This window comes from Streptomonospora nanhaiensis (genome assembly GCF_013410565.1).
GTDB classification, from domain to species: Bacteria; Actinomycetota; Actinomycetes; order Streptosporangiales; family Streptosporangiaceae; genus Streptomonospora; species Streptomonospora nanhaiensis.
In genome coordinates, this window is sequence record NZ_JACCFO010000001.1 from 3,262,418 (window position 1) to 3,274,404 (window position 11,987).

Sequence of the window (11,987 nt, forward strand, 5' to 3'; positions counted from 1 at the left end):
GCCTGCGGCGCGACCGCGCCGGTGCGGGGGCTCAGCCGGCCCCGCCGGACCGGGCGCGCCCGGTGCCCACGATGCTGCCCTGGCTGGTCTCGAAGGCGGAGATGTCGATCTCGCGTGTCTCGCGGGAGAACAGGAACGCCACCAGCGAGACCGCGCAGGCCCCCACCATCATCAGCGCCACCAGCCAGGGGTCGCCGCCGGAGTACTCCAGCAGGAAAGACGCCGCCACGGGCGAGAACCCGGCGATGGCCGCGCCGATCTCGCGCGAGGCCGCGAACCCGGTGTAGCGCACGCCCGCCCCGAACAGCTCGGCGTAGAACGCGGGCTGCACCGCGATCATCGGCGCCAGGCCCAGCGTGGTCGCGACCAGCAGCGCCAGCCAGATCACCACCGGCTCCCCGGTGTTGAGCAGGAAGAAGAACGGATAGGCGAACAGCGCCGTGAACACCACGCTGAAGAGGTTCACCGGCCGCCGGCCGATGCGGTCCGACAGCGCGCCGTAGACCGGCTGGAGCAGGATCACCGCCACGCCGAAGGCGATCACGCCGGTCAGCGCCACCCAGCGCGGCTGGTCCAGGGTTGCCGTCAGGTAGGAGACGCTGAAGGTCGCGTAGATGTACACCACGGCGGTGTCGGCGATGTGCGCGCCGATCCCCACCAGGAAGCTGCCGGGGTAGCGGGTGAGGGCCCGCAGGATCGGCACCTTGACCGTGGTGCGGTTGGCCGCCGCGCGCAGGAACACCGGCGACTCCGCCACCCGCAGCCGCAGGTACAGCGACACCCCGATGAGCAGGAAGCTCAGCAGGAACGGCAGCCGCCAGCCCCAGGAGTACAGCGCCTCGTCGGGCAGGAAGCCCACCAGCAGGAACACCACCGTGCCCATGACCAGGCCGATCTGCACGCCGGTCTGGGCGTAGGAGCCGTAGTAGCCGCGCCGCGCGGGCGGCGCGTGCTCCGACAGCAGGGTGGAGGCGCCGCCGAACTCCGCGCCCGCGCCCAGGCCCTGGCAGACGCGCAGCAGGGTCAGCAGCACCGGCGCCCAGATCCCGATCACCGGGTAGGTCGGCAGCAGGCCGATGAGCCCGGTGGACACGCCCATGATGAGGGTGGTGATCACCAGCGTGGTGCGGCGGCCGAACCGGTCGCCGATGTGGCCGAACACGAATCCGCCCAGCGGCCGGAACACGAACCCCACCGCGAAGCTGGCGAAGGCCACCAGGGTGCCCACCGCCGGGTCGGCGTCGGTGAAGAACAGCGTGTTAAAGACGAGGGCGGCGGCCGTGCCGTAGATGAAGAAGTCGTACCACTCCAGGGCGGTGCCCACGAGCGAGGCCAGGACGACCCGGCGCATCTGCTCGGGAGGGGTGGGTCCCGTGGTGTCGGGGGCGGGCGCCCCCTCGTGTGCGGTCATGGCGGTGTACTCCGTCTCTCCCCCGTTTCGAAGGACAGCTGTGCGGCCGGAAGGCCGGGTGGCCCGGCGCGCGGCCGGGCCGGGACGGCGGTCAGCGGCCGGGGTGCGGGCCCTCCGCGCCGGACGGCGGCGCGCCGCCGTCCGGCGCGCCGCCGGCCCCGCGTGCGGCGGCTCCGGGGGGCAGCAGGGCGACCAGGTCGTTCCAGGCCGAGGCGGGCACCGGGATGCCCGCGGCGGTACGCTCGGCGCGCGTGCGCCGCTCGACGTCGCCGGGCACCAGGACCTCCGGGTGCCCCTCGGCCGGGGGTGTGCGCCGCAGCTCGTCGGTGAAGTCCTCGACCTGGGCGCGGAACACCTCGGGCGGCAGGAACCGGCCGGGGTCGATCCCCACCAGCACCGTGCCGTTGCCGCCGTCGTAGTCGGGCAGGCAGGCGATCCCGCCGCCGGAGAGCAGGCCGCCCACGGCCTCGATCATCACGCTCAGGCCGTAGCCCTTGTGGCCCGCGAACGGCAGCAGCGCGCCGCCGCCGTAGAAGTCGCCGGGCTCGGTGGAGACCCGGCCGGCGGGGTCGAGCAGCACGCCCTCGGGCGCGCGCTCGCCGCGGGCGCGCAGCATGGCGAGCTTGCCCTCGGCGATGGCCGAGGTGGCCCAGTCCATGACGACCGGCTCGCCGCCCTCCCCGCCGGGCACGGTGGAGCCGCTGGGCAGCGCCCAGGCCAGCGGGTTGGTGCCAAGCCGGCGCTCGCGCCCGCCGAAGGGCGCCACGGTGGGGTCGACGTTGCACAGCGCGATCCCGATGTGCCCGGCGCGGGCCAGGGCCTCGACGTACTCGCCCAGGCGGCCGATGTGGTTGCACTCGCGGACGGCGGCGATGCCGATCCCGTGGGACCGCACCACCTCCTCCAGCGCCTCCACGGCCGCGGCGGCCGCGATCTGCCCGAAGGCCCGGTGCCCCCGGACGGTGACGACCGCGCCGTCGCGGCCGGCGACCTCGGGCCGGGCGGCGGGGTCGATGCGCCCCAGCCGCACGGCCCGCGCGTAGATGGGCAGCCGCCGGATCCCGTGGGAGTCGTGGCCCACCAGGTTGGCCTCCACCAGAGAGGCCGCCACCGCGCGGGCGGTGTCCGGCGGCGCGCCCAGGTGCGCCAGCGCCGACTCCGCCATGGCGGTCAGCTCCGCGGCGGCCACCACGCGCGGCCGGGCCTCGGCGTCGAGGCCGCCCGCTGTGCCGGTGTCCATCCATCCGGCGCCGGCCGGCGCCCGCCCCCCGTTGTGCACGCTTCCTCCCCTGGCCACGTGGGCGCTCCCCATGCGTTCCGTTGAACGGAACGGCATTCCATTGCGTTGCCCTGCATGGTGGCACAGATGTGCGGACATGTGAAGGGGGTCACAGCGACGTGTGCCCAACGGCGCACCGTACTCCCCCGACGGGGAAGGGCCCGAGGTCAGGGGGGCGCTGCGACTGATCGCGGCCGCGGCGGGCGGAGCCGGGAAAAGGAAAACGCGGCGGGCGCGGCCCTCGGAAGGGGCGGCGCGGCCGCGGACAGGACAGACCCCCGGGCTTGGCTCCGCGCCTTGTGCGGGGCCTGCCGGCTGGACAAGGTCCGGCGCCCGGGGATCCGGGTGTCCGATGTGGATTCGCCAGGGCGAACCGATCACTCGTGTCGCCCTAGCGGACGGACACCTCGCAAGTCCTAAGCGTCTTCACTGTCAGGACCACCTCCTTTCCTGCGTGGCTCCGACAGTACGACCCGCGTGCCGAGCGGGGCAAATGTTTTTTGCGGTGCCTTTCCGCACGCGCCCCCGCCGTGCGGAAAGGCACCGCACGGCGGGGGCGCCCGGCCGTCCCCGGGCGCGGTGCGGCGCATACCATCGGGAGTATGACTTCGCCGCTGTTGACGCGCCCCGGCGCCGTGGCCGCCGCCTCCCCCGACTCCGACGTCGCCGCGCACTACGGCGAACCCGCGCAGGAGGGCCGCGCGCTGGAGCGCTCGGCGGGGTGGGTCGACCGCGGCAACCGCGGCGTCGTGCGCGTCTCCGGCCCCGACCGCCTGAGCTGGCTGCACAGCCTCACCAGCCAGGCGCTCACCGGAGCCGCCCCCGGCACCGCCACCGAGGCCCTGGTCCTCGACTCCAAGGGGCACATCCGCTTCCACCTGTCGATCGTCGAGGACGGCACCGCCGTGTGGGCGCACACCGAGCCCGGAGCCGCGGCCGAACTCGCCGCCTTCCTCGACTCCATGCGGTTCCTGCTGCGGGTCGAGGTCGAGGACCTCAGCGACTCCCGCGCGGTGCTCACCCTGGCCGGCCCCGACCGCGACTCCGCCCTGGCCGCGGTGCCCGACCTGGGCACCGAGGTCCCGGTGCGGCGCGCCGCCGACGAGACAGACCTCTTCCTGCCCGCCGACTCCCTGGCTCCGGTCGCCGCCGCGCTCAGCGACTCCGGCGTGCGCGCCGTGGGCCTGTGGGCCTACGAGGCCGCCCGCATCGCCGCGCACCGGCCCCGCCTGGGCTTCGACACCGACCACCGCGCCATCCCCCACGAGATGGGCTGGGTCGGCTCGGCCGTCCACCTGGACAAGGGCTGCTACCCCGGCCAGGAGACCGTGGCCCGCGTGCACAACCTGGGCCGGCCCCCGCGCCGGCTGGTGCTGCTGCACCTGGACGGCATGGCCGAACGGCTGCCCGAGCGCGGCGCCGCCATCGAACTGGACGGCCGGCAGGTGGGCGTGGCCGGGTCCTCGGCGCGCCACCACGAACTCGGCCCGATCGCGCTGGGGCTGGTCAAGCGCACCGTGCCGGTCGACGCCCAGTTCAGCGTCGACGGGATCGCGGCCGGCCAGGAGGTCGTCGTGCCGCCCGACACCGGCGCCAACGCCGACATCCCGCTGCGCCGCCGCGGCGTCTGAGGCCCCCGCGGGTGTGACCGCCACCGCCCCGCACACGGGTGTGGCCGCCGCCGCGCCGGGTAGTCCCTCTCCGCGTCCGTCCCTCCGGCCGGACCGGGTGCGCGCCCCGGCCAGGGCGTTCAGTAGCCTTGCCCAGGTCCCACCCGCGTGCGGCGCCCCGCACGAAGGCGCCGCGGGCGCCGACGGCCATTCCACCCCTCGACCGATAGCGGAAGCGGCATGAACAACGTGGCGGTAACCCTCCAGCTCCTCGCGCTGATCCTGGTCGGTCTCGGCTGCTGGCTGTGGCTGCGCGCCATGAAGGCGCGGGCCCACCGGCTCAGCCTGCAGACCACACCCAACTTCACCCTGGGCCGGCTCGCCGAGGCGGCGGACCCGCCCGAGACCGCCGAGGTCCTGGCCCAGGCGTGGGCCGGCCCCGACGGCCAGCTCACCGCCCCCTACTCCCAGACGCCGTGCGTGTGGTTCCGCGTCGAGGTGGTCCACCACCACTGGGAGGAGGAGGCCGGCGACCGCCTCGAACTGACCCGCGTCTTCGACCTGCACTCCCACGAGCCGTTCGTGCTGCGCGACTCCGGCACCGAGGCCCTGTGCCGCCCGCACTGGATCACCGTCGACGACGCCGAACTCGTCCACGACCGGTTCGAGGCCGACGCCGAACCGCCCCGCGACGCGCTGTCCCCGCCGCACCTGAGCATCGAGGAGCGCGCCGAGCGCACCGCCAGCACCACCGTGGCCGGCCCCGCCGCGCTGCGGCCCGGCTGCACCTACCGCGAGTGGGTCATCCGCCCGGGCACCAACGTGTTCGTGCGCGCCCACCCCAAGCGGCGCGAGGACGGCGGCCTCATGCTGATCGGCGACGAGGACGCCCCCATGGTGGTCTCCACCCACACCGAGCGCGAGCTGATCGCCGAGGACCGCACCAAGGAGTTCGTCGGCTTCTCGGTGCTGCCGGTGGCGCTCCTCCTGCTGCTGCTCGCCCTCACCCTCGGCTAAGGGCCGCTCCGGGCGGCCGTACCGGGGGCCGCGCGCGGCCGCCCGGAGCGGCGGCCGCGTCCCGCGCGGCGGCTACAGCGCCGCCGCCAGCCGCTCCTGGTGCAGGGCCTCGCCCCACGACGGCGGCAGCGGCGCGAGGTCGCCCACGCGCATCCGCAGCAGCAGGTCGGCCAGGTGCGGGTTGCGCGGCAGCGCCGGGCCGTGCAGGTAGGTGCCGATGACCTGGCCCTGGTAGGCGCCCTCGGTCTGGCCGTCGTTGCCGATCCCGGTGACCGTGCGCGACAGCGGCACGGCTGAGGGGCCCACGGCGGTGCGGCCCTGGTGGTTCTCGAACCCGGTGATCCGCCCGCCGCCCAGCTCCGGGGCGACGTCGGCGACGATCTCGCCGACGGCGCGGGTCTCGCCGCGCCCGCTGCGGACGTCGAGGATCCCCACGCCCGGCAGCGGGTTGTCGGCGTCGTCGCCGTAGCTCTCGCCGATGATCTGGTAGCCGGCGCAGACGGCGAACACGGCGGCGCCGCGCTCGGCCGCCCGCTTCAGGCCGCCGTCGGAGCGCAGCCGCTCGGCCGCCAGGATCTGCGGGCGGTCCTCGCCGCCGCCCAGCAGGTAGATGTCGCCCTCGACCGGCACGGGGTCGCTGGAGAGCACGCGCACGAGTTCGGTCCTGATGCCGCGCAGCTCGGCGCGGCGGCGCAGGATGAGCGCGTTGCCCTGGTCGCCGTAGGTGCTCAGCAGGTCGGGGTAGATCCAGACGATGCGCAGGGCGCTGCTGGTGTCGCTCATGAGGGCTCCTCGCTACTGGACGCGGCCGTAGTGGGCGCGGATCTGCTGGAAGGCCGTGTAGTTGGCGATCACGTCCACCTTGGTGATGTCGGGCTGCTCGGCCTTGAGCCGGGTGATGACGTCGCTCACCTTGTCGGCGGTCTCGAAGGGGACCTCGTCGGTCTCCAGCCGCAGCGCGAGGTCGGTGCGGCGCTCGCCCATGACGAACACCCGCCGCCCGCGCAGCACGGTGTAGTCGACGTCCCACAGCCAGGAGGTGTCCTTGCCGTCGGGGATCTGGGCGTTGACCGACAGGATCACCGGCACCCGGGGCGGGTCGAGAACCGCGAAGGACTCCAGCCAGCCGGCCGGGTTCTTGGCCAGCAGCAGCCGGACCTCCACCCCGTCGGTGACCACGGAGGTGTAGCGGCCCGCGACCGAGCGGATCTCCTGCAGGCGCGGCAGGGAGCGCTCCGGGGGGATCCCGTAGGCGGCGGCGGTGGCCATGGCGATGGCGGCGTTGGCGCGGTTGGCGTCGCCGGGGAGGTTGAGCCGCAGCGGCCAGCGCTGCTCGTAGGGGTCGATCACGGCGTCGGTGCGGTTGTCGACCGCCCACGTGGTCTCGGGGCGGCGCATGCCGCACTCGGGGCACTCCCAGTGGGGGTCGGGCTCGCGCTTGAGGTGCCCGCCGCACTCGGGGCAGCACCAGGAGTCCTCCTTCCAGCGCTGGCCCGCCGAGACCCAGGTGGCGTAGTGGGCGCCCATGCCGGCCCAGGCCACCAGGGGGTCGTCGGCGTTGGCGACCACGTGGGTCTCGCTCAGCGCCAGCGCCTCGCGCCACTTCTTGGCGAGGAGGTTGATCTCGGAGGCGCGGTCCATCTGGTCGCGGCTGAGGTTCATCAGCACGACCACGGCCGGGTTGGTGTCGCGCAGCACCCGCGGCAGGTACTTCTCGTCGACCTCCAGCACGCCGTTGCGGGCGTCGGGGGCGTTGGACAGCGCGGTGATGTGCCCGGTGGGCATGTTCGCGCCGTGCTCGTTGGTGGCGACCGGCCCCAGCTCGCGCAGCGCGGCCGCGATCAGCCGGGTCGTGGTGGTCTTGCCGTTGGTCGCGCTGACGAGGGCGAGGCGGCGACCGCGGGCCAGCTTCGCGAGCAGGTCGGGCTCGACCTTGAGCGCGATGCGCCCGCCGATGACGGAGCCGTCGCCGCGCCCGGTGGCCCGGGACAGCGAGGCCGCGCCCTTGCCCAGAGCCGCGGCCAGTTGGGCGCGCAAGGGAAGTTCGCTCATGATCCCCACAACGTTCGATACGGGTGGATTGCCTACGCAACAGGCGGTGGGACCAGCCTATTGCCCTGTCCGAGCGCGGAATTCGCCCCGGCGACCGCACGGCACCGCGCGGCCCGGACGGGGCGGACTCCGGCGAACACCCCGGATGCCGCCGTACCGGGCCTTTCAGGGCGGTACCGGACGGCACCGGGCGGTGCCGAGCGGACCGGCGGCGCACCGGAGCACCGCGCCCGCGCGAGGCGCGCGGGACGGACGAGGGGCGGAAGGGGCGCCGCCGGACGCGGCGGCGCCGGGGCGGCTAGGCCGTGCGCCAGTCCAGGCGCTCGGGCGGGGGGCCGAGGTTGGGCGGCGGGCCGCCATCGGGGTCGGCTCCGGCGCCGGGCCCGGCGGTATCCTCCGGCACGGGCGCCTCCGGCGCCTCCTCCACGGTGCCCAGGGTGGCGGTGGGCAGGGTGACGATGCCCGGGTTGGCGTCGGCGAGCACCGGGCCGTCAGGGCCGGGCAGGACCATCGCCGAGTGCGGCAGGGTGCGCAGCCCGTGGGCGTCGAGCCGGTGGTCGTCCAGCACGTCGCCGGCGCCCGGGCCGCCGTCCAGGCCGGCCGCCTGCGCGGTGGTGCGCCCCCAGGCGGTGGCCGCGCGCACGTGCCGCACCAGGTCCAGCGGCGGCACCGAGGTGGCGGCGTTGCGCATGGCCACCGGCGCGGTAACGCCCTCGGCGCTGTCCTCGACGTAGCTGTCGGCCACCGACCCGCTCAGCGCCTCGGCGATCACCTCGGTCAGCCGGTGCACCCGGACCACCGGCGGCCGGGTGCCGGCGCCCGCCGCGCCCCGCGCCCGGAGCACCGGCAGCACCCGCGCGGCCGCGCCGTTGCCCGGCTGGCGCATCACGACCGGGAAGTGCCCCTCGTCCGCCAGCCAGTGCGCGGTGTCGTCGCCGATCTCGCGGAACATCAGCACCAGGCCCGCACCGGCGAAGCTCGCGGTCTCGGCCAGGCGCTCCAGGTCGTGCTCGGGCACGGAGTCGGCGCCGCACACCACCACGGTGTGCCGCCAGGGCGGCGCGGCGGCGCCGGCGGTGCGGGTGGCGCGCAGCTCCAGCAGCTCGCTGAGCGCGGCCACGGTGTAGGTGCCGTAGGCGCGCGCCGCGACGTCGCCGAGCGTGCGGTCGGTGGCGATGACCTTGATCTGGGCGTAGGGCTCCTCGGCGGCGCGCCGGCCGACGCCCTCGAAGGGCGCGAGATGGTGCTCCAGCTCCCAGGCGCGCTCCCGCACCGCGCGGTCGCGCCCGCAGCGGGCGCGCAGCTCGGCGCGCTGGGCCGCGGTGAGCTGGGTGAGCACGGGGTCGCCCTCGGTGCCGGGGTCGTCCTCGGGCGTGCTCAGCGCCCGCAGCCCGCCGATGAGCACGGCGATGCTGATCTGGGGGCCCAGCACCTCGAAGATCCGCAGCAGCAGGGTCTCGTCGGCGTCGATGTCGGCCTTGGCGTCGGAGGCGCAGGCCAGCGAGGCCAGGATGCGGGCGCGCGGCCCGGCGCCGAGGTTGGTGCCCAGGTTCATCCGCGGCAGGTCGGCCGGCAGCACCCAGACGCGCGGGATCACCGCCGAGCGCTTCACCAGCGAGCACAGCTCGCCCGCGACCGCGCGGCCCGACAGGTCGACCACCGTGAGGTCGCCGCCCACGCGCAGCACCGAGGCGCCGACCGTGGCCAGCAGCGCCGACCAGCCGACCTCGGTGCCGCCGGCCACCACCACGGTGTGCGCGTCCTCGGGCGGGCGCACCGCGTACCACCGGGGCTGGGCGTCGTAGACCCGCTTGCGCCGCTGCCACTCGGTGTAGGCGCGGGCGTGCTCCTCCTGGCGCTCGCGCAGGTCGCGCTCGCGCTCGGCGCGCTCGGCGGCCAGCCGCTCCTCCTCGCGGCGCAGCCGCTCGCGCATGGCCTGGCGACCCTGGAGCAGCGCCACTCCCACGGGCAGCGCCACCACGACCGAGGCCAGGCAGATCCCCAGCGCGAACACCCCGGGCAGGACCCGCACCGGCCACAGCAGCACGCTGAGGGCCGACAGCCCGCCCAGCGCGGCGAGCGCGAGGTAGAGGGGGCGGTTGGTGCGCTTCTCGCCGGCCCGCTGCGCGGCGATCCACTCCCGGCTGACCCGCATCTGGTCGGGCGGCGCCGGGCGGTGCGGAGGGGGGCCCGGGTCGGGCACCAGGATCTCGTACCGCCACCCGAGGGAGGTCGGATTCGCCTGCGTTCCCGCTGCGGGGTCGGCCACCTCGAAGCACCTCCTGCCCGGCCTGCCGGGGGCGTCCGGGTCGGCATCGCGTTGCATGCGGAGATCTGGGGAGACTACCTGGAGATGTTGTCAGGCGGTTGCCGAGTTGTCACGGCTTTGCCGCAAAGTGCGCCATCCGCTCCGCCGCCCGATGAAAAACGCCGGCGCGGGCGGGGGTGTCCCCCGTCCGCGCCGGCGACCGGTGCACCGGGCCGGGCGATCGGCTCAGGCGTCGACCTGGAGGTCGATGACCTTGCCCACCTCGGCCGTGATGTCGTACTCGGCGGTGAAGCCCTGGGAGGCGAGCACCCGGACCCTCCACGCGCCGTCGGCGGCGAAGAACCGGAAGGTGCCCTCCTCACCCGTGGCGACCTCGCCGACGAAGTCGCCCGAGTCGTCCAGCAGCCGGGCGTAGGCGCCGCTGAGCGGCACGCCGCCGCGCCGCACGACCCCCTGGATCACCGCCTGGCCCTTGGCGTCGACGTCGGCCAGGGCTACGCCCCCGACGGGTGCGCCGCATCCGTTGTCGCTCACAGCGTGTCCTCCATGCTCAGTGCGGTTTGGCGTTCGCCGGCGGGCGAACGGGTCGGGCCTACTTCGCCTCGCCCAGCTCGACCGGGACGCCCACCAGCGAGCCGTACTCGGTCCAGGAGCCGTCGTAGTTCTTGACGTTGGGCAGGCCCAGCAGCTCGTGCAGCGCGAACCAGGTGTGCGAGGAGCGCTCGCCGATCCGGCAGTAGGCGATGATGTCCTTGTTCAGGTCGACGCCGGCCTCGGTGTACAGCTCCCGCAGCTCCTCGTCGGACTTGAAGGTGCCGTCCTCGTTGGCGGTCTTGGACCACGGGATGTTGCGCGCGGTGGGGATGTGCCCCGGGCGCTGCGAGGTCTCCTGCGGCAGGTGCGCGGGGGCCAGCAGCTTGCCCACGAACTCGTCGGGCGAGCGGACGTCGACCAGGTCCTTGGTGCCGATGGCCTCGACGACCTCGTCGCGGAAGGCGCGGATCGAGGTGTCCTGCTCCTTGGCGGTGTAGGTGGTGGCGGGGCGCTCGGGCACCGCCTCGACCAGCTCGCGGGAGTCCAGCTCCCACTTCTTGCGGCCGCCGTCGAGGAGCTTGACGTCCTGGTGGCCGTAGAGGCGGAAGTACCAGTAGGCGTAGGCCGCGAACCAGTTGTTGTTGCCGCCGTAGAGGACCACGGTGTGGTCGTTGGCGATACCGCGCTCCGACAGCAGCTTCTCAAAGCCGGTGCGGTCGATGAAGTCGCGGCGGACGGGGTCCTGGAGGTCCTTCTTCCAGTCGATCTTGACGGCGTTGCGAATGTGGCCCTTGTCGTAGGCCGAGGTGTCCTCGTCGACCTCGACCAGCACCACGTTCGGGTCGTCCAGGTGAGCCTCCACCCAGTCGGCGTCCACCAGGACGTCGGAGCGGCTCATGGGAACCTCCTTGGTTCGTCGGGTTGATCTCGTTGTCCGCCGCGGGGGCGGGGTGTTCGGCTGGTCTCGGCGCGCCCTCACCCGGCGCTGACCGACGCGGCACCGCCCCGGGACGGCGGCACGGCCGGACGGCCCGGAGGCGGGGCGGGGCTGATGGGGCAGGCGGGGGAGCCGGGCGCGGGTACGGAGGGTGCGGGCACGGCAGCGGTGCGCTGCCCTCGCGGGTCGACCGGCATTGGGGCTTCCCACCTGGGTGAGTGTGCTGGCGGAGTCGAAGGGGCCGGGCGCCGGACAGGAGGGCGCGGCCGGGTTCCGGGCGGGGCGGTGCCCCGCGGGGTTCGGCTCTAGCGGGAAGCGCGACAGAGCGCGGTGGCGACGTGGCAGAAGTCCACGGCGCGCCGCTTGGTCAGAAACGGCTCTGTCGGAGAACTCACGCACCCGATGGTACGGGGTGGGGCGACGGATGTCACGAGTGGGTTCGTTCACTCCACCCGCACGGCCTGCGGTTCCGCGCGGCGCGTGCGCCGCGGCCCGCTGAGTCAGGCGATGGCCGCGCCCAGGGCGGCGATCACGTCGGCCTTGCGGGGCAGGCCGCTCGCCCGGCGGACGACCCGGCCGGCGGCGTCGAGGACGAGGACCGTGGGCGTGGCCGCCACGTCGAGCCGCCGGACCAGCTCCAGGCGGGACTCGGCGTCGACCTCGACGTGGGCCACGCCCCCGACCATGCCGCCGACCTGGCGCAGCACCTGCCGGGTGGCCGCGCAGGGGCGGCAGAAGGCCGAGGAGAAGTGCACGAGCGTGGCCCGCTCGCCGAGCGGCGCGCCGAGGTCGGCGGCGGTGAGGACGTCCGGCCGCCCGGCCGGCCCGCCGGACGCGGCGGGGGCGGCGGGCCGCTCGACCGGATCAGGCACGGGGGC

Annotated in this window: 10 protein-coding genes; 2 read left to right on the top strand and 8 right to left on the bottom strand. The window is 74.9% G+C overall.

Annotation, left to right across the window (positions count from 1 at the left end; genetic code table 11):
* Window positions 1-31: 31 nt before the first annotated feature.
* The gene (locus tag HNR12_RS14105) at window positions 32-1,411 is read right to left on the bottom strand and encodes an MFS transporter (RefSeq protein WP_179767914.1); all 1,380 of its coding nucleotides are present in this window, start codon (window positions 1,409-1,411) and stop codon (window positions 32-34) included.
* A gap of 91 nt (window positions 1,412-1,502) precedes the next feature.
* A complete protein-coding gene (locus tag HNR12_RS14110) occupies window positions 1,503-2,651 on the bottom strand; it encodes an Ldh family oxidoreductase (protein WP_179767915.1) in 1,149 nt (382 codons plus the stop codon).
* A gap of 641 nt (window positions 2,652-3,292) precedes the next feature.
* Between HNR12_RS14110 and ygfZ the strand changes: the two genes are divergently transcribed.
* Window positions 3,293-4,321: a CAF17-like 4Fe-4S cluster assembly/insertion protein YgfZ gene (gene ygfZ, locus HNR12_RS14115; protein WP_179767916.1), complete on the top strand. Its 1,029-nt coding sequence runs from the start codon at window positions 3,293-3,295 to the stop codon at window positions 4,319-4,321.
* A gap of 219 nt (window positions 4,322-4,540) precedes the next feature.
* On the top strand, window positions 4,541-5,317 hold the full coding sequence (locus tag HNR12_RS14120; RefSeq protein WP_179767917.1) for a GIDE domain-containing protein: 777 nt from the start codon (window positions 4,541-4,543) through the stop codon (window positions 5,315-5,317).
* A gap of 72 nt (window positions 5,318-5,389) precedes the next feature.
* Here the strand turns inward: HNR12_RS14120 and HNR12_RS14125 are convergent, their stop codons facing one another.
* The 6 genes from HNR12_RS14125 to HNR12_RS14150 form a co-directional block, all read right to left on the bottom strand.
* Window positions 5,390-6,100, bottom strand: a complete 711-nt coding sequence (locus HNR12_RS14125; RefSeq protein ID WP_179767918.1) for a type 1 glutamine amidotransferase — start codon at window positions 6,098-6,100, stop codon at window positions 5,390-5,392.
* 12 nt (window positions 6,101-6,112) lie between these two features.
* Window positions 6,113-7,369, bottom strand: coding sequence for a MurT ligase domain-containing protein (locus HNR12_RS14130; protein ID WP_179767919.1), 1,257 nt, complete (start codon window positions 7,367-7,369; stop codon window positions 6,113-6,115).
* A 298-nt stretch (window positions 7,370-7,667) separates the two neighbouring features.
* Entirely contained in the window at window positions 7,668-9,638 is a 1,971-nt protein-coding gene (locus HNR12_RS14135) for a hypothetical protein (RefSeq protein ID WP_308251344.1), read from the bottom strand.
* A 225-nt stretch (window positions 9,639-9,863) separates the two neighbouring features.
* Window positions 9,864-10,172 carry a DUF1416 domain-containing protein gene (locus tag HNR12_RS14140; RefSeq protein ID WP_179767920.1) on the bottom strand — a complete coding sequence of 103 codons (309 nt, stop codon included), beginning with the start codon at window positions 10,170-10,172 and terminating at the stop codon, window positions 9,864-9,866.
* Between the two features lie 58 nt (window positions 10,173-10,230).
* The gene (locus tag HNR12_RS14145; RefSeq protein WP_179767921.1) at window positions 10,231-11,070 is read right to left on the bottom strand and encodes a sulfurtransferase; all 840 of its coding nucleotides are present in this window, start codon (window positions 11,068-11,070) and stop codon (window positions 10,231-10,233) included.
* A 539-nt stretch (window positions 11,071-11,609) separates the two neighbouring features.
* The gene (locus tag HNR12_RS14150; protein ID WP_179767922.1) at window positions 11,610-11,981 is read right to left on the bottom strand and encodes a TlpA family protein disulfide reductase; all 372 of its coding nucleotides are present in this window, start codon (window positions 11,979-11,981) and stop codon (window positions 11,610-11,612) included.
* Window positions 11,982-11,987: the final 6 nt, after the last annotated feature.